This is a genomic window from Lentzea sp. NPDC058450, assembly GCF_042721395.1.
In the GTDB taxonomy this organism is placed as follows: Bacteria; Actinomycetota; Actinomycetes; order Mycobacteriales; family Pseudonocardiaceae; genus Lentzea.
The window spans coordinates 128,568-146,068 of the sequence record NZ_JBHXLO010000014.1 but is presented as its reverse complement, the minus strand read 5'-3'; the positions used below and the strand labels follow the sequence as shown (position 1 = coordinate 146,068).

At 70.6% G+C, this 17,501-nt stretch carries 16 protein-coding genes; 8 read left to right on the top strand and 8 right to left on the bottom strand.

Translation table 11 applies throughout. The features are described from left to right. Positions 1 to 16: 16 nt before the first annotated feature. From ACFWNN_RS22685 to ACFWNN_RS22665, 5 genes are all read left to right on the top strand, one after another. The gene (locus ACFWNN_RS22685; protein ID WP_382441910.1) at positions 17 to 1,222 is read left to right on the top strand and encodes an ROK family protein; all 1,206 of its coding nucleotides are present in this window, start codon (positions 17 to 19) and stop codon (positions 1,220 to 1,222) included. Positions 1,223 to 1,298: 76 nt separating this feature from the next. Continuing rightward, positions 1,299 to 3,875 (top strand): glycoside hydrolase family 3 C-terminal domain-containing protein, encoded by a 2,577-nt coding sequence (locus tag ACFWNN_RS22680; RefSeq protein WP_382441909.1) that lies wholly within the window; start codon positions 1,299 to 1,301, stop codon positions 3,873 to 3,875. A 4-nt stretch (positions 3,876 to 3,879) separates the two neighbouring features. After that, on the top strand, positions 3,880 to 4,893 hold the full coding sequence (locus ACFWNN_RS22675; RefSeq protein ID WP_382441908.1) for a LacI family DNA-binding transcriptional regulator: 1,014 nt from the start codon (positions 3,880 to 3,882) through the stop codon (positions 4,891 to 4,893). A gap of 164 nt (positions 4,894 to 5,057) precedes the next feature. Further along, on the top strand, positions 5,058 to 7,199 hold the full coding sequence (locus ACFWNN_RS22670) for a discoidin domain-containing protein (protein WP_382441907.1): 2,142 nt from the start codon (positions 5,058 to 5,060) through the stop codon (positions 7,197 to 7,199). Then, positions 7,196 to 7,957: a substrate-binding domain-containing protein gene (locus ACFWNN_RS22665; RefSeq protein ID WP_382441906.1), complete on the top strand. Its 762-nt coding sequence runs from the start codon at positions 7,196 to 7,198 to the stop codon at positions 7,955 to 7,957. The genes ACFWNN_RS22670 and ACFWNN_RS22665 overlap by 4 nt, the downstream gene beginning before the upstream one ends. Here ACFWNN_RS22665 and ACFWNN_RS22660 read toward each other — a convergent pair. After that, entirely contained in the window at positions 7,939 to 8,847 is a 909-nt protein-coding gene (locus ACFWNN_RS22660) for a DUF1996 domain-containing protein (protein ID WP_382441905.1), read from the bottom strand. The genes ACFWNN_RS22665 and ACFWNN_RS22660 overlap by 19 nt on opposite strands. Before the next feature lie 183 nt (positions 8,848 to 9,030). On the opposite strand from ACFWNN_RS22660, the gene ACFWNN_RS22655 reads away from it, so the two are divergent. Then, positions 9,031 to 11,151 carry a discoidin domain-containing protein gene (locus ACFWNN_RS22655; protein ID WP_382441904.1) on the top strand — a complete coding sequence of 707 codons (2,121 nt, stop codon included), beginning with the start codon at positions 9,031 to 9,033 and terminating at the stop codon, positions 11,149 to 11,151. A gap of 83 nt (positions 11,152 to 11,234) precedes the next feature. Further along, positions 11,235 to 12,596, top strand: coding sequence for an oxygenase MpaB family protein (locus ACFWNN_RS22650; RefSeq protein WP_382441903.1), 1,362 nt, complete (start codon positions 11,235 to 11,237; stop codon positions 12,594 to 12,596). On the opposite strand, the gene ACFWNN_RS22645 is transcribed toward ACFWNN_RS22650, so the two are convergent. From ACFWNN_RS22645 to ACFWNN_RS22630, 4 genes are read right to left on the bottom strand one after another with little or no spacing between them, the layout of a single operon-like run. Then, a complete protein-coding gene (locus tag ACFWNN_RS22645; protein WP_382441902.1) occupies positions 12,593 to 12,895 on the bottom strand; it encodes a hypothetical protein in 303 nt (100 codons plus the stop codon). The two genes, ACFWNN_RS22650 and ACFWNN_RS22645, sit on opposite strands and share 4 nt — an antisense overlap. 4 nt (positions 12,896 to 12,899) lie before the next feature. Then, the gene (locus ACFWNN_RS22640) at positions 12,900 to 13,157 is read right to left on the bottom strand and encodes a hypothetical protein (RefSeq protein WP_382441901.1); all 258 of its coding nucleotides are present in this window, start codon (positions 13,155 to 13,157) and stop codon (positions 12,900 to 12,902) included. A 13-nt stretch (positions 13,158 to 13,170) separates the two neighbouring features. Next, entirely contained in the window at positions 13,171 to 13,314 is a 144-nt protein-coding gene (locus ACFWNN_RS22635) for a hypothetical protein (RefSeq protein ID WP_382441900.1), read from the bottom strand. Positions 13,315 to 13,325: 11 nt separating this feature from the next. Next, positions 13,326 to 14,381 carry a M12 family metallopeptidase gene (locus tag ACFWNN_RS22630; RefSeq protein WP_382441899.1) on the bottom strand — a complete coding sequence of 352 codons (1,056 nt, stop codon included), beginning with the start codon at positions 14,379 to 14,381 and terminating at the stop codon, positions 13,326 to 13,328. A gap of 168 nt (positions 14,382 to 14,549) precedes the next feature. Here ACFWNN_RS22630 and ACFWNN_RS22625 point away from each other — a divergent pair, with 168 nt between their 5' ends. Beyond that, positions 14,550 to 15,131 (top strand): GrpB family protein, encoded by a 582-nt coding sequence (locus ACFWNN_RS22625; RefSeq protein ID WP_382441898.1) that lies wholly within the window; start codon positions 14,550 to 14,552, stop codon positions 15,129 to 15,131. Here the strand turns inward: ACFWNN_RS22625 and ACFWNN_RS22620 are convergent. Genes ACFWNN_RS22620 through ACFWNN_RS22610 form a run of 3 tightly spaced genes read right to left on the bottom strand, consistent with a single transcriptional unit; the run spans position 15,106 to position 17,425 of the window. Continuing rightward, the gene (locus tag ACFWNN_RS22620; protein ID WP_382441897.1) at positions 15,106 to 16,176 is read right to left on the bottom strand and encodes a sensor histidine kinase; all 1,071 of its coding nucleotides are present in this window, start codon (positions 16,174 to 16,176) and stop codon (positions 15,106 to 15,108) included. The genes ACFWNN_RS22625 and ACFWNN_RS22620 overlap by 26 nt on opposite strands. Continuing rightward, complete coding sequence (locus ACFWNN_RS22615; protein WP_382441896.1) at positions 16,169 to 16,828, bottom strand: response regulator transcription factor; 660 nt, start codon at positions 16,826 to 16,828, stop codon at positions 16,169 to 16,171. Before ACFWNN_RS22615 ends, ACFWNN_RS22620 begins: the two co-directional genes overlap by 8 nt. A 39-nt stretch (positions 16,829 to 16,867) precedes the next feature. Continuing rightward, complete coding sequence (locus tag ACFWNN_RS22610) at positions 16,868 to 17,425, bottom strand: VanZ family protein (protein WP_382441895.1); 558 nt, start codon at positions 17,423 to 17,425, stop codon at positions 16,868 to 16,870. Positions 17,426 to 17,501 lie beyond the last annotated feature (76 nt).

The window sequence follows — 17,501 nt, the reverse complement described above, 5'->3', positions numbered from 1 at the left end:
ACTAACCTCGGCGGCCATGGTGCGTACTCGGGCTACGGTGCGGGACCTCCGCCGGCAGAACCGGTCGGTGCTCCTGACGGCCCTGTTCCTGGACGGCCCGCAGAGCCGTCAGCAGCTCAGCGCGGCCACCGGGCTGAGCCCGGCGACCGCCAGCACGATCACCGGCGAGCTGCTCGACGAGGGTCTGCTGGTGGAGGCCGGGTCGGTCGACTCGGACGGCGGCAGACCTCGGGTGCTGCTGCGGGTCAACCCCGCGTTCGGGCACGTCATCGGGGTCGACGTGGGGGAGACGGGGATCAAGGTCGAGCTGTTCGACCTGGCCATGACCTGTCTGTCCACTGTGGATCAAGGGCTGACCTCCCTGGAGCCCGGCCCGGTCAGTTCGTTGATCGCCTCGGGCGTCTCGGAGGTGCTGGACGCGGCCGGTGTCGCGGCGTCATCGGTGCTCGGTGTCGGCGTCGGCGTGCCGGGCACGGTCGAGCAGGGTGCGTCGGCCGTCGTGCACGCGCAGACCATCGGCTGGGACGCCGTTCCGCTGGAGAAGATGATCCGCGCGGCGGGCGTCGACCTGCCGTTGCTGGTGGAGAACGGCGCGAAGACCCAGGGGCAGGCCGAGATGTGGTTCGGCGCGGGCCGCGGCGCTCGGCACGCGGTGATCGCGCTGGTCGGGTCGGGGGTCGGGATCGCGGTGGTGACCGGCGGCGTCGTGCACCGGGGTGCCACGAGCAACGCGGGGGAGTGGGGCCACACGACGATCGCGTTCGGCGGCAGGCGATGCCGTTGTGGAGCTCTCGGTTGCCTGGAGGCCTACGCCGGCGCGGAGGCGATGCTCGCCCGGTACCGGTCGTTGCGCGGTGAGGATCTCGCTCTGGACGAGCAGTCGGCGTTGGGGGAACTGCTGGGGTCCCGCTCGGCCGTGGCCCGCCAGGTGGTGGACGAGTCGGTGGGCTATCTGGGTGCCGGGATCGCGAACCTGGTGAACCTCTTCAACCCGGAACGCGTCGTCCTCGGCGGCTGGGCGGGCCTCGCTTTCGGTGCTTCGAAACTGGACGAGATCATCGCCGCGACGGCCTCCCACGCGCTGCGCCACCCGTTCGGTCAGGTCCGCATCGAACTGGCCCTGACCGGCCCGGACGCGGTCGCCGTCGGTGCCGCGACCCTCCCGCTGGCGGAGCTCCTGGACACCGGCGCCGACCCCCGCGCCGCTCGCCGGGTCGGCTGAGAAGGGACCTTCCGCCGCATTGACAGCGGAGGGCCCCCACCCCGACTCTTTGGAGAGCGCTCTCCAAGGAGGTTCCGTGCACGACGACCACGACCTGGTCAAGCTGGTCGGCAAGCTGGACCTGCGCGCCAAGGTGCGCCTGCTGTCCGGCGGCTCGGTCTGGCGCACCAGCGCCGAACCGTCGATCGGCCTGCGCGCCCTGACGTTCTCCGACGGCCCGGCCGGAGTCCGCGGCCCGGGCTGGGACGAACGGCGCACGTCCCTGGCCCTGCCGTCCCCCACGGCCCTGGGCGCCACCTGGGACGAGGACCTGGTCCGCCGCCTGGGCGCGCTCCTGGCCCTCGAGTCCCGCCGCAAGGGCGTGGACGTCCTGCTGGCCCCGGTCCTCAACCTGCACCGCACCCCCTACGGCGGCCGCCACTTCGAGTGCTTCTCCGAGGACCCGCTCCTCACCGCACGGCTGGGCGTCGCCTACGTGGATGGCGTCCAATCCCGAGGCGTCGCCGCGGCCCCGAAGCACTTCGTCGCCAACGAGACCGAGACCGACCGCCTGACCCACGACGTCCGCGTCGCCGCCCGCCCGCTGCGCGAGCTCTACCTGGCCCCGTTCGAGGCGGTCGTGGCGGCGGGCGCGTGGGCGGTGATGTCGGCCTACAACGGCGTGAACGGCCACCCGATGTCGGAGAACCCGCTGCTCAGCGAGGTGCTGAAGGACGAGTGGGGCTTCGACGGGGTGGTGGTGTCGGACTGGGGTGCGGTGCGGACGACGGTCGCGTCGGCCGCGTCCGGACAGGACCTCTCGATGCCGGGGCCGTGGGGGCCGTGGGGCGACCTGCTGGTGGCGGCGGTCGAGGCGGGGGAGGTGGCGGAGAGCGCGATCGACGACAAGGTGCTCCGGCTGCTGCGCCTGGCCGCGCGGGTGGGTGCGCTGGAAGGCGGGGGTGGGCCGCTGGAAGGGGCCGCAGAAGGCGGGGACGGTTCGGGCGGTGGGGCGCTGGAAGGCGAGGGGGCGGGGGAGCCTGGCGGGGTGCGGGAGGGCGAGCGCTCAGGAGAGCCAGGCGAGGTGCGGGAGGGCGAGTGGGCGGGGGCGTCCGCCGACGTGCTGGAAGGCGAGGGCGCGGAGGCGTCTGGCAGAGCGGACCGCACCTCCCCCTCCTCCGACCTCGCCCTGCTCCGCGAAGCGGCCGCCGCCGACATCGGTCTTCTCCGTGAAGCGGTCGCGGCGAGCACCGTTCTCCTGCGCAACAACGGAATCCTCCCCCTCCACCCCGGCCGGACCATCGCCCTGATCGGCCCCGGCGCCGCCACTCCGCGCGTCCAGGGCGGCGGCAGTTCCGGCCTCTACCCATCCGCGGAGAACTCCCTGCTCGACGTCCTCTCCGCGCGAGCCGAGGTGGTCCACGCGCCGGGTGTCCGCATCGACGACGAGCCCACCCCGGTCGGCGCACCCGTCCTGGTCCGCGTACTCGGCGAGGACGACGGCGAGCTGTTCCGCGAGCACCGCCTCACCGGCCGCATCCTCGAAACCGAAGAGCTCCCGGGCGCGCAGACCCTGGAGATCAGCACCACCCTGCACGTCACGGAGTCCGGACCGTGGCGGCTCGCGGTCGCGGGCTACGGCCGGCTGACCCTGGACGTCGACGGCCTCAGAGTGCTGGACGAACACCAGCCCGTCGACACCGACGACCCCGCCGTGAAGCACCTTCGTCCGCCCCACCACCAGGTCGAGGTGCAGCTCACCGAAGGCACGCAGGTCGAGCTGGTCGCCCGGCGCGAGCTGGGCGAGGACAGCGGGATGGCCTCGCTGCTCGCCGCCGACCCGCCCATCCCGGACGCCGAAGTGGAGTTCAGGGCCGCGGTGGAGGCGGCGAGCCGGAGTGACGTCGCGATCGTCGTCGTCAGCACCACCGACGCGATCGAGGGTGAGGGGCGCGACCGCGCCACCCTCGCGTTGCCGGGGGAGCAGGACGCGCTGGTCACGGCCGTGTGCCTGGCCAATCCGAACACCGTCGTCGTGGTGAACTCGGGTGGGCCTGTGCTGTTGCCGTGGCGGGATGACACCGCCGCTGTGCTGCTCACCTGGTTCCCCGGGCAGGAGGGTGGGAACGGGCTCGCGGACGTCCTGTTCGGAGACCGCGAACCCAGCGGGCGGCTGCCCACCACGTGGCCCGCGCACGAGATCGACGTGCCGGTCGCGGACTTCCTGCCGCACAACCAGAAGCTCGAGTACGGCGAAGGGCTCGACATCGGGTATCGGGCGTGGGCCGCGCACGACGTGGCGCCCGCGTACTGGTTCGGGCACGGGCTCGGCTACACCACCTGGGACTACCAGGAGGCGAGGTCCGAACGTGGCGCGGTGCGGGTGAAACTGCGCAACACCGGGCGCAGGCGCGGGCGGGAGGTGGTGCAGGTCTACCTGTCCCGTGAGGAGAGCGCGGTGCCCAGACCGGTGAGGTGGCTGGGGGGCTTCGCGGTCGTGGAGGCCGATCCGGGGGAGGCCGTCGAGGTGGTCGTGGAGGTTCCGGTGCAGGCAACCCGGCACTGGGCGGGGGAGTGGGTCGCGGAGGCGGGTGGGTTCACCGTCCACATCGGACCCGATGCGGGGACCACGCGGATCCGGCTCCAGGCCAGGCACGTCTTGAGGCCCCGGTAGCCGGATGATCAGGGGCATCCCGACGCTGGAGGACGTCGCGAGGGTCGCCGGGGTGTCCCGAGCGACCGTGAGCCGCGTCGTCAACGGCACGCGCAACGTCGACCCGTCGTTGCAGGAGACGGTGCGCGACGCCATCGAGCGGACCGGGTACACGCCGAACCACGCCGCCCGGTCGCTCGTCACGAGACGCACCGGGACGGTGGCGCTGATCATCTCCGGTGCGGGCGGCGGGTCCGACGTGTTCGTCGACCCGTTCTTCGGCCGGGTGACGGCGGGAGTGGTCGACTTCCTGCGCGGCCACGGCGTGCACCCGGTGCTGATGCTCGCGGACACCGACGACGCGCGCGTCGAGGTGGTCGAGTTCCTCAAGCAGGGCAGCACGGACGGGGCGTTGCTGGTCACCACGCACGCCGCCGAACCCTTGCCCGACCGGCTGCTGGAGGCCGGGGTGCCGGCGGTGCTCTACGCGCGGCCAGGCAGGCCGTTGCCGGTCAGCTTCGTCGACCTCGACCACCAGGCGGGCGGCCGGCTGGCGGCGGCCCGGTTCACCGCCATCGGGCGCACCAGGGTCGCCGCGATCGCCGGGCCGCTGGACGTGCTCGCCAGCCAGGACCGGCTGACCGGGTTCCGGGATGCGATGGCGCGCAACGGTTTCCCGTACGTGCCGGCGGTCGAGGGCGGGTTCACGGCGGACAGCGGCGCCAGGGCGATGCGCCGGCTGCTCGCCGAGTACCCCGAGGTGGACGGCGTGTTCGCGGCGAACGATCTCATGGCCCAGGGGGCCGTGGAGGTGCTCCAAGCTGCGGGAAAGCGCGTTCCCGGCGACGTCGCGGTGGTCGGGTTCGACGACAGCGCGCCCGCCGCGGCCTGTCGCCCGCCGCTCACCACGATCCGTCAGCCCGTCGAGCAGATGGCGGCCAAGATGGCGGAAGTGCTGCTCAGGACCCTGGACGATCCCGAGGAGCGGCCGCGGTCCATCATTTTTGAACCGGAACTCGTGCTGAGGGCGTCCGCGTGATTGACCTGTCCGTCATCGCGCGTTAATCTGCGGGAGAGCGCTCTCCCGACGCCCGGTGCCACGGGCGTCACCGTTCGGGCTCACTCGCCCCAAAGGTGTCAGGCAGGCTCATGAGCTCTCCCCTGTCCAGGGCGGCCGGTGTCGCGGCCGCTGCCTTGTGTCTCGTGACCACAGCAAGCATCAGCTTCCCCGCCGGAGCCGCCGCGTGCGGCACCACCAACGTCGCACTCAACAAACCAGCTTCGGCCTCTTCTGTCGAGGGTGGAGGCACTCCCGCCAGTGCCGCCGTCGACGGCAACACCGGAACGCGCTGGTCTTCGCAGTTCGCCGACCCGCAGTGGCTCCAGGTCGACCTCGGCTCCACCCAGCAGGTCTGCCGCGTCGCCCTCAACTGGGAAACGGCGCACGGCAAGGCGTTCCAGATCCAGGTGTCCGACACCGCGGCCGCGAACTCGTGGCGCGACATCTACTCCACGACCACGAGCACCGGCGGCAACCAGTCGCTCGACGTCACCGGCTCCGGCCGGTACCTCAGGGTCTACGGCACGCAACGCGGCACCGGCTACGGCTACTCGTTGTGGGAGCTGGGCGTCTACGCCACGACCCCGGACGTCCCGGGCGTCACGCCGACCGACCCGCGCAACCCCGACTTCGGCCCGAACGTGTACGTCTACGGACCGGGCTCGTCGCAGTCGGAGATGCAGTCGCGCCTGGACGCGATCTCCGCGCAGATGAAGACGAACCAGTTCGGCCCGCAGCGCCACGCCGTGCTGTTCAAGCCCGGCACCTACAACGCCGACGTCAACCTGCGCTTCTACACCCAGATCGCCGGTCTCGGCCTGATGCCGGACGACGTGAACATCAACGGCCACATCAGGGTCGAGGCAGACTGGCTCCAGCAGGGCAGCGACCCGAACAACCTCGGCAACGCCACCCAGAACTTCTGGCGCGGAGCGGAGAACCTGTCCGTCACGCTGCCCGCGAACCAGGTCGAACGCTGGGCCGTCTCGCAGGCCACGGCGTACCGGCGCATGCACCTGCGCGGCCAGCAGCACCTGTGGAACGGCTACGACGGCTGGGCCAGCGGTGGTCTGATCGTGGACAGCAAGATCGACGGAACCGTCATCTCGGGGTCGCAGCAGCAGTTCCTCACCCGCAACAGCAACCTGGCGGGCGGCTGGGCCGGTTCGGTCTGGAACATGGTCTTCGCCGGCACCCAGGGCGCGCCCCCGAACAACTTCCCGAACCCGTCGCACACCACCGTCGACACCTCGCCGGTCACGCGCGAGAAGCCCTACCTCTACTTCACCAACGACGGTGAGTACCGCGTGTTCGTCCCGTCCCTGCGGCAGAACTCGCGCGGCACCAGCTGGGAGAACGGCAACCCCGGCAGCTCGATGTCGCTCGCGGACTTCTTCATCGTCAAGCCCGGCACCCCGGCCGCGACCATCAACGCGGCTCTCCAGCAGGGCAAGAACCTCCTGCTCACGCCGGGCATCCACCAGCTCGACGACACCATCCGGGTCACCCGGCCGAACACCGTCGTCCTGGGCCTCGGCCTCGCGACGCTGACGCCGACCACCGGCAAGGCCGCGCTCACGACGTCCGATGTGGACGGTGTGAAGCTCGCGGGCTTCCTCGTCGACGCGGGCGTGCAGAACTCCCCGGTGCTGCTGGAGATCGGCGACTCGACCACGACCGACCACGCGGCCAACCCGACGTCCATGCACGACGTGTACCTGCGCGTCGGCGGGTCGCAGGCCGGCAAGGCGACGACGAGCCTCCGCGTCAACAGCCGCAACACGATCATCGACCACACCTGGGTGTGGCGGGCCGACCACGGTGAGGGCGTCAGCTGGACCGCGAACCCCGGCCAGAACGGAGTCGTCGTCAACGGCGACAACGTGATCGCGTACGGTTTGTTCGTGGAGCACTACCAGCAGCACAACCTGGTGTGGAACGCGAACGGCGGCAAGGTCTACCTGTACCAGAACGAGCTGCCGTACGACCCGCCGAACCAGGCCGCCTGGATGAACGGCTCCAAGCGCGGCTGGGCGGGGTACAAGGTCGCCGACAACGTCACCACGCACGACGCGTACGGTGTCGGTGTGTACGCCTTCAACCAGGCCGATCCGAGCATCGTCACCGACAACGGTTTCGAGGCGCCCAACCGGTCCGGCGTGCGCTTCACCCACCTGGTCACCGTGTCGCTCGGCGGCGTGGGCACGATCGCCAACGTCATCAACGGTGTCGGCGGCGTGGCGAACACCGCCAACCAGGTCCGTTACCTGGTGAACTATCCGTGAGTCTGATCGGCGTGCTCTCCCGGGACTCCCTGCCCGGTGAGAGCACGCCCGCTCTGGCGGGCATCGGACACGCGGCGCACAGGGCGGGCAGCGGCCTGCTCCTGTGCGCCGATCTCGACTTCGTGGACACCCGGGACGTGGCCCTGAGCGGCTGCGTCCTGCTCGACCGCACCGCCGACGAGCAGGACCTGGCCTGCCTGACCGACCACGCGATCCCGTTCGTGTCGATCGGCAGACGGGACAGCACCTCCAGACAGATCCCCTATGTGGACGTCGACTACGCCGCGGGCGTGCGCGATCTCGTCGCGCGCACCGCGGCGCTCGGCCATCAGCAGGTCGTCTACATCGGACTGCCGAGCGGCAGGGCCTCCGCCGAACGCCTGCACGGGTTCCGCGCCGCAGCGGAAGCCTGTGGTGTCAAAGGACTGCACGCGCCGGCCGTGTGGCTCGACCAGCTCGTGCGCATCGGCGTGACGGCCGTGATCGCAGAACACCCCGACGACGCCTCCGCACTCGTCCGTGCGGCGCGTCGCCGGGGCATGTCCGTTCCAGGCGAACTCTCGGTGCTGACGCTCGACGTGCCGGAGACCGACCTGCTGGGCCTCACCGGACTGCGCGTGCCGAGATGGGAAACGGGCAGGCGGGCCGTGTACCTGCTGGCCCGCCTGCCCCAGAAGCGTCCTCACGAGCTCATCGCGTGCGAGTTCGTCGAGGGAACCACGTTGTCAGCCCCGGAAGGTCACCGCGGCAACCGGTAGTCCGGCCCGAGCGCGGCGCCCCGGTGGGGCTTGTACTGGTCGTAGCCACGCGGGTCGCACTGGAGACCGCCGTTGATGCAGTGGCGGACGAGCGCGGCCTGAGTGGGCGCGTCCCAGGCGTTCATGAAGTCGTAGTGCCAGGTGTAGCCGCGGCCGCTAGACAGCCTCACCCGCGACATGTCCCCGGACACCGGGAACGCCATCTTGAACTCGATCATCGGCACCGCCACCGGGTGCGACGGCGGGCAGACGAGCGTGGCGCGGTCCGGATAAGCCATGTGCGACTTGTGGTCCGCCGAGTCGAGATCACGGCCGTTCCAGCAGCTCGGGGCCTGGAAGCGGACGTTGAGCTGGCTGCCGGGGGCGCACCAGGACGGGATGTCCCAGTTCTTGGCGCTGTCCCCGCACTCGAAGCCCTCGATCGCGCCGGGGTGGTCGCGGAACTGCTCCAGCGTCGAGGTGGGACTGCCGACCACGAACCGCATGCCCGGCGGGAACGGCTGGACGTCCTGGTACCGCAGGATGCCCGACTTGTAGTAGACGACCTGGTTGCCGGTGGGGCGCACGACCTGGTCGCCGTTGAGCACGGACGGGAACCAGTACGCCGACTTGTCGTCGGGGGTGATGCAGTTCGTGCTGCCCTGCCGGAGCGAGTCGTTGGTGCTGTTCGCGTTGATGGAGTTGTTGCCGAGGAAGGTGTGCAGGTGCGACGCGCCCGGCAGGCCGGGGAAGACGATCGGGTCGTCCGGGCGGTCCGTGGCGAAGGAGCAGTTCGCCTGGAACTCGTGGTGGCTCACGTAGTCGTCGGCCTGGGCCGACTGGGTCGCCACCGCGAACACGGCGGCGATCAGGCCGGCCGCGGCGGCCAGCGCGCTTAGTTTTCGGGACAACTGTGTCCTCCTGCCGATGGGGAACCGGCTGGGAGAGCGCTCTCCCAAGAAGAGTCCCGCTCGTGCCGCGAGGTGTCAAGGGGCCAGGTTGACATCGCCGAAGTCCGTTCGTAACATTCGCCGCCGGGGTTGGGAGAGCGCTCTCCCGCACCTCAACCCCTCGATTCCCCTGCAGGAGACGCCATGTACCGCCTCCGCTCTGCCGGCACGGTCATCGCCGTGCTGGTGGGACTCGCAGTCGTGCCGGGCACGGTCAGTGCCGCGCCCTCGCTGCTGTCCCAAGGCAAACCCGTCACCGCGTCGACGACCGAGGGCTACGGCACCCCGGCCACGGCCGCGGTCGACGGCGACCCGGGAACGCGCTGGTCGAGCACGTGGAGCGACCCGCAGTGGTTGCGCGTCGACCTCGGCGCGTCCTCGACGGTGACCCGCGTCGAGCTGGACTGGGAGGGCGCCTACGCGACCGACTTCCAGCTCCAGGTGTCCGACAACGGCGACTCGTGGACGACGATGCGCTCGGTCGCCGGCGGCACCGGCGGCAACCAGGGCTTCGACGTGTCCGGCATCGGCCGGTACGTCCGGATGAACGCGACCAAGCGCGCGAACGGCTACGGCGTCTCGCTGTGGGAGTTCCGCGTGTTCGGCGAACAGGGCGGCTCGAACCCGCAGCCCGGTTCCGGTGTACGCGTGACCGGCTCGCAGGGCAACTGGCAGCTCACCGTCGACGGCCAGCCGTGGACGGTCAAGGGCCTGACCTGGGGGCCACCGGCCGCCGACGCGGCCCGGTACATGCCGGAGCTGAAGTCGATGGGCGTCAACACCCTGCGCACGTGGGGCACGGACGCGTCGACCCGTCCGCTGCTCGACGCGGCCGCGGCCAACGGACTGCGGGTGATCAACGGGTTCTGGTTGCAGCCCGGTGGCGGTCCTGGATCGGGCGGTTGCGTGAACTACGTGACCGACACGGCTTACAAGGCGGACATGCTCGGGCAGATCCGGCAGTGGGTCACCACCTACAAGGACCACCCCGGCGTTCTCATGTGGAACGTCGGCAACGAGTCCATCCTCGGCCTGCAGAACTGCTACTCCGGCGCCGAGCTGGAGACGCAGCGCGTCGAGTACGCCAAGTACATCAATGAGGCTGCTCGGGCGATCCACGCGATCGACACCACGCATCCGGTCACGAACACCGACGCGTGGACCGGCGCCTGGGTCTACCTGAAGGCGCACGCCCCCGACCTCGACCTGTACTCGGTGAACTCCTACGGCAACGTGTGCAAGGTCCGCCAGGACTGGATCGACGGCGGCTACACCAAGCCGTACATCCTCACCGAGGCCGGACCCGCCGGTGAGTGGGAGGTTCCCAACGACGCCAACGGTGTTCCGGCCGAGCCGACCGACGTGCAGAAGCGCGACGGGTACACGCAGGCCTGGAACTGCATCACGGCTCACACGGGCGTCTCGTTCGGTGGCACGTTGTTCCACTACGGCACGGAGTACGACTTCGGTGCGGTGTGGTTCAACCTGACGCCTGCGGGCAAGAAGCGGTTGTCGTTCTACGCGGTGCAGCGTGCGTTCGGTGGTGCGACGCCGTCCAACACGCCTCCGGTGATCTCCGCGATGAACCTGCCGCAGACGATCGCGGCCGGGGCTCCGCTGAACATCGACGTGGCCGCCTCCGACCCCAACGGTGACGCGATCACCTGGTCAGCCGCCTTCAACAGCAAGTACATCGACAACAGCGGCGGCCTGGCCGGTGCGCCCGTGCAGGTCAACGGAAACCGCCTCACCGTCACCGCACCCGACCGGCTCGGCGTGTGGAAGGTCTACGTCATGGCCGAGGACGGCCGCGGCAACATCGGCATCGAGACCAAGTCCGTCCGGGTCGTCGCGCCGCAACCGGCGGGCACGAACGTCGCGCAGGGGAGGCCCGCCACCGCCTCGTCGTACCAGCAGGTCGGCGACGGCGCGCCGTACCCGCCGTCCAACGCGGTCGACGGCAACATCGGTTCGCGCTGGTCGAGTGACTGGTCCGACCCGCAGTGGGTGAGCGTCGACCTCGGTGCCGTGACGACGTTCCAGCACGTGCAACTGGTGTGGGAAGGCGCTTTCGGCCGTGCCTACGAGATCCAGGTGTCCGACGACGGCAACAACTGGCGTTCGGTGTACGGCACCACGACCGGGAACGGGGGCGTGGACTCGATCGACGTGACGGCATCTGGCCGGTACGTGCGGATGCACGCCACCCAGCGCGGCACCGGCTGGGGCTACTCGCTGTACGAGTTCGGCGTGTACCGGCGTTGAGATCCAAACGACCGGGTGGAATCCGTGCCCGCATGAGGTGAATGTCGTTCTCCGGCCCCAATGTCATGACTAGCTTCGGCGCAATGACCGTCGACGTGGCGTTGGGGCCGGGGTCGAGCACGTGGGAACGCCTGGGACAGTGGCGGTTCCTGACCGTGATGCACCGGGCGTTGGTGTTGCAGGCGGCCCATCCCGCCGTGGGTGCCGCCGTCGCCGAGTACTCCGTCTACAACGCACGGCCGTGGCGAAGGTTGTTGCGCACCCTCGAAAGCCTGCAAACCTACGTCTACGGCAGTGCCGCCGAGCAACGCCGTGAGCTCGCCCGCCTCGAACGACTTCACCGCCGCATGCACGGCACCGACGGCCACGGCCGTGCGTACGACGCGGGCGACACCGCGGCCAGGGCGTGGGTGCACCTCACGTTGTTCGAGGCGGTCCTGACCATGCAACGGCTCGGCGGCGAACCGTTGTCTTCGGAGGAGACCGGCCGCTTCTACGACGAGTGGTGCCGGGTCGGCCGTCAGTTCGGGTTGCGCGAGGAGGACCTGCCCGCGACGCCCGCGGAGTTCCAGACCTACTTCGACCACGTGGTCGCCGAGGTGCTGGAGGACAACGCGACGGTCCGGGACCTGCTGTCCGGCAGCGTCTACCGCCTTCCGCCGCCGTTCGGCGTGCCGATCCCGGACCTGGTGTGGACACCGGTGCGCTTCGCGGCCGTCACCACCGTCGTCCAGGCCACGACCGCCACGCTGCCCCGCGCCTATCGCGAACGGCTGCGGCTGGTCTCGGTGCCCGGCTCCTCGCTGGTGGTCGGCGGCCTGCACCTGGCCGTCCGGATGGTCACCGACCTGCTGCCGAAACCGTGGCGGTACCTGCCCTTGGCGGCGGCCTCGATCCGGGCGAGCGAGACGCCCGCCGCGGTCGTGGCGCCGGAGTCGTTCTTCCGCGCGGTGCTGGACCAGAGCGGCGACGGCGTGCTGCGGTGGAGCGACCTGCTGGCGATGGCCCGGGAGCTCAGCACTCACCTCGACCTCGACGAGAAGGACGAGGACGCGGTCCACGACGCGTTCCGCTCCTGGTGGGAGCAGCTGGCGGTGACGACCGGAACACCGTTGGACGGCAGCGTGACCGAGGCGGCGTACGCGGTGGCGCTGGCGGACCGGGCGTATCCCGGCGAGGCCGACCGGGAACGCGGGTACGGCGCGGTGGCGGCGGTGGTGCGGCGGCTGATCGACCGCGACGGCAACGGCGAGGTGCGGCAGGACGAGTACGTGCGGCTGCTCGACCACAGCCCGCGCCGGCACGAGCTGATCGCGGCGTTGCGGGAGCTCGACCACGACGGGGACGGGACGGTGCACGGGGACGAGCTGGAGCAGGCGCTGCGGGAGTTCCTGGTGGGGGAGAGGGACTTCGAGGCCGCACGTCACCTGCTCGGCAGGGTTTAGACGAGTTCGACCGGCACTTCGACCCCTTCCACCGCCTCGACCGCCCTGGTCGTGACCAGATCTCCGCGGCTCACCCGTCCGTCGCCGCTCACGTCCACGTGCGCGGCGACGTCCCCGCCCTCAGCGTCCAGCTCGAACGGCACCCGCTGCTCGTCCGCGCCCAGCCTCTCGAACTCCCTGTCGTACGAGGCTTTCGTGACCGCCGCGGCATCTGCGAGCGTGACGTCGAGCAGGCGCACCCGCAGCACCGCCCGCCCGAACGCGGGGGTGCCGGCGGGGATCACGACGGTGCCGCGCACGCCGTCAGTTCAGCACGGCGAAGCGGGCCTCGAAGTCCACCGGGCCGCCGGTGAGGTTGCGGATCTCGATGAAGTACTTGAGCAGTCCGGCCGCCTGCCGGTCGACCTGCACCTTCCACTCGATCTGCGGGTTGCCGTCGACCATCGGCCACGTCGGCACCACCATCCACACGACCCGCCAGCCCTCCGGCCAGCTGTGCGTGAACCAGCGCCGCGACGTACCGCCGGGCACCTGTCCGCGGAACTGCACTCCTAGTCGCATCGCGGGTCTCCCTTCACGCTTCGGGGTCCGGGGCGGGGCCGGCGTCCTCGGCCTCCAGCGGGACGTCGGCGACACCGGCGTCGTCAGGGACGCTCAGGGTCTCGGTCAGGTCGTCCAACGAAGCGGGGGCGGGTCCGCCGTCGAAGTCGGCGCTCACGGGTGCTCCTCTCACAGGGCGTTCGGCGACCAGCCGAGCACGTCGTAGCGGGCCTCGATCTCCACGGGGCCACCGGTCAGGTTCGTGATGGTCAGGAAGTACTTGAGCAGCCCGCCGGACTGCCGGGTCACCTGCGTCGTCCACTCGACCTGCGCGGCGCCGTCGACGACGGGCGCGGTCGGCACGACGGTCCACAGCACGTACCAGTGGGCGGGCCAGCTGTGGGTGAACCAGCGTTTCGTGGCGCCGGCGGGGACGGAGCCGGTGAACTGCACGCCGCGGAACACCGCCGCCGGTTCGAGTCCGCTGTACATCGTGCGGACGGCGGCGCAGTCGCCGGGGCTGAGGCCCTCGCGCTGGCCGATCTCCACGTTCTGGGTCGGCGTGATCGTGTCGCGGCTGGTGTCGATCGCGAACGCGCGACGCGAGTAGTGCATGATCGAGTGGTAGTCGTACGGGCCGACGTCGTCGCCGTCGGTGATGTGCTGGTTGAAGTTGTGGGCGTTCAACTGCAGCACGTTCGTGAAGTCGATCGTGACGAAGTTGCCCCGGTCTTCACGACTCTGTTCGTGCCACAGGCCGACGCTGTGCCCGATTTCGTGAATGGTCGCGCCGGTCGCGCACGCCGCCGCCAGCGTGATGTTCTGCTGGTTTCCGCGCATGCCCACGGGGGAGCTGCAGCCGTCGCCCGGCCGGAATCGGATGAAGTTCCGGTGAGCGTTGTCCGCCGGGTTGCGCGGCACGAGACGAATGCGCGTGTTGCGTTCCCAGTGCGCGATCGCGTTGTGCACGCGGGCCTGGTCGGGCAGGGCCGGGTCGATCTCGAACGGCACCCGCCCGCCCGGCCACCGGAACTGCTGACCGGGGATGATGACACCCGCGGCGTTGATCTCGCCCTCCCGGACGAGGGTGAGCACGATGTCGCCCTCGACCATCGGCGCCCCGTCGACCACGGTGTACTGGACGGCCTTCGCGCCCTGCCCGCCCGTTTCGATCAATCCGGTCAGCAGTTCGGGGCCGACGCGGAACTGGCCGCTCCCGGACACCCCGTCCTTCGGTTCGGTCATCTTCGTCTCCCCGTCGCTTGCAGACTGACAATCGTGCGCCGGGAATGCATTACCGCCCCAGGGTCGAAAGCCTCCGCCGCATCCGGGGAATTGATGGATTGTGCAAAGTGGTGCTGTAACGGGAAAGGGCCGGAAGGCGACCTCCCCGATCGGCCTAAGGTGGGGGACATGCCCTCCGCTGTGATCGTCGAGTACGACCCTGCCTGGCCAATTCGCGCGCACGCCCTCCTGGACGAGGTGCGCGCGGCGTTCGCGACGCTGCCCGGAGCGGAGAGATTCGCCTACGAGCACATCGGGTCCACGTCCGTGCCGGGCCTGGGCGCGAAGCCGATCGTGGATCTCCAGGTGTGCCTGCCGGACCTGCCCCCGTCAGACGACCTGGCCGCGCTGCTGGCGCCGACGCCGTTCATCCCGGCGCACGGCTCGCGGCCGGACTCGCCCGGCGTGTACCGGGACGCGCGCCGGCCGGGCGACCACGACGACGCCGTCTACGAGAAGCGGCTGTTCCACGTGCCGGACTCGGTGATCCTGCACGTCCGGCGGCACGACTCGCCGTTCGCGCGGTTCGTCGTGGACTTCCGCGACTGGCTGCGCGCGAATCCCGGTCAGGCCGCGCGCTACGAGGAGATCAAGCGCGGGCTCGCCGGCGACCACGCGGACGCGCAGGACTACGACGACTACACCCGCGCCAAGTCGGCGTTCTTCGCCGAGATCGGGCCGGAGCTCACGCGCTGGGCAGCCGGATCGTGACGCGCAGACCGCCTGCCGGGCGTGGCGCGAGGTCCAGCGCGCCCTCGTGGGCCCGCACGACGCTGTGCACGATCGCGAGGCCCAGCCCGACACCGGCGTGATCGTCGGTGCGGACGCGCGACCCGCGTTGGAACGGTTCGGCGAGCGTCGGCACGAGGTCGGGCGGCAGGACCTTGCCGGTGTTCTCGACGCGCAGCACGCACGCCCGGTGCTGCGGTTCGACGTTGACGGTCACCGAGCCGCCGGGGACGTTGTGGACGATCGCGTTCTGGACGAGGTTCGTGACCACGCGCAGCAACAGTTCCGGCGATCCCGTCGTGGTCGTGTTCGAGCCGGTGACGTCGAGGGCGACGCCGCGCTGTTCGGCCAGGGGCAGCAGGGTTTCCGCCGCCTCCTCGGCGATCAGCGAGAGGTCGACGGGTTCGCGCGGGAACGTGCCGCGCTCGCCCCGGCTGAGCAGCAGCAACGCCTCGGTGAGGTCGATCGCGCGGCGGCTCGCGGTGTGCAGCCGGTCGAGCAGTTCGGCGTCGACCCGGGCCGGGTCCTGCCGCGCCAGGTCCAGCAACGACTGCGAGATCGCGAGTGGCGTGCGCAGCTCGTGCGAGGCGTTGGCGGCGAACCGGCGTTGCTCGGCGACGTGCGACTCGAGCTGTTCCAGCATGGTGTCGAACACGTCCGACAGCGCGCGGAACTCGTCCGCCTTGCCCGGCAACCGGATCCGGTGCGACAGCGAGCCCTCCGCGGCCAGCCGGGCGGCGTCGGTGATCTTGGTCAGCGGCGCGAGCATGCGGCCCGCGAGCAGCCAGCCGCCGAGGAGACCGAACGCCACCAGCGCGACCATGGCGATGGCGGCGACGCGGCCGAAGATGCGGGTGAGCAGGAACCGGTTGGGGCTGGTCCACAGCAGTCCCTGCGGCTTGTCCGGCAGGTAGCGGAGCAGGAAGAACCACACCAGCACCAGCAGGACCGTGCCGGACACGATCACGATGCCCGCGTAGCTCAGCGTGAGCTTCAGGCGGGCGCTGAGGCCGGGCGGTCTACGCATCGATGCGGTACCCGACTCCCGGCACCGTCGCGATCAGCCACGGCTCGCCCAGCCTCTTGCGCAGCGCCGAGACCGTGATGCGCACGGCGTTGGTGAACGGGTCGGCGTTCTCGTCCCACGCCCGTTCCAGCAGCTCCTCGGCGCTCACGACCCCGCCCTGCGCGCCGACCAGCACCTCCAGCACCGCGAACTGCTTGCGGGTCAGCGCCACGTACCGGCCGTCGCGGAACACCTCCCGCCGGAACGGGTCGAGCCGTAGCCCGCCGATCTCGCTGATCGGCGGCCGCGCGTAAGCCCTCCTGCGGGCCAGCGCGCGCAGCCGCAGCACCAGTTCGCGCAGCTCGAACGGCTTGGTGAGGTAGTCGTCGGCCCCGAGCCCGAAGCCCGACGCCTTGTCGTCGATGCGGTCCGCCGCGGTGAGCATGAGGATCGGCATGCCGCTGCCGGACGCCACGATCCGGCGCGCCACCTCGTCCCCGGACGGTCCGGGGATGTCGCGGTCGAGCACGGCGAGGTCGTAGGAGTTGACGCTCAGCAGCTCCAGCGCCGTGTCGCCGTCGCCCGCGATGTCGGCGGCGATCGCCTCCAGCCGCAGCCCGTCCCGGACCGCCTCGGCCAGGAACGGTTCGTCCTCCACGATCAGCACGCGCATGCGGGCCAGCCTAGGCAGCGCCGCATATCGCCGGCATATCTAGACCGCGACCAGGTGCCGTTCCTCGGCGTTCGCCCGCCACCAGAACAGGGACAGCACGGAGGCGAGCGCTGCGCCCGTCGCGTTGAGCAGCACGTCGTCCACAGAGGACACCCGGTCGAGCATCAGCACGAACTGCAGCACCTCCAGGGACGCCGAGCAGGCCGCCCCGAGCAGGAACACCCGCCACACCGACCTGATCGCGGCGAACCGCAGCGGCGCGAAGCATCCCAGCGCGGCGAACACCAGCATGTTGCCGATGATCTGGCCCTTGTCGCCGTGCGCGACGAGGTCGGCGATGTCCGCGAACGGCACGAGGCTCAGTTCGCCGGCCGTTCCCGGCTCCGCGCCCGGCAGCATGATGATCCAGACCCACGGCACCGTCCCGTAGACCATCCCGACGTCGGCCAGCGCCGTCCGCCACGGGTGCCGGGTCTCGCGGTGCTTCCGGTACAGCGCCAGGAACGGCACCGTCAGCACGGCGACCGGCAGCGCCATCGCGGAGAGGAGCACCACCCCGGTCTCCGTTCCGACCCACTCCTGCCAGGTGTTGAGCACGCTCTCTCCAGTTCCGGTCGTGAAGCCTTCACTGAAGCCGCGCGCGCGTTGCCGGGGCGTACGCGTTTTTGTATAC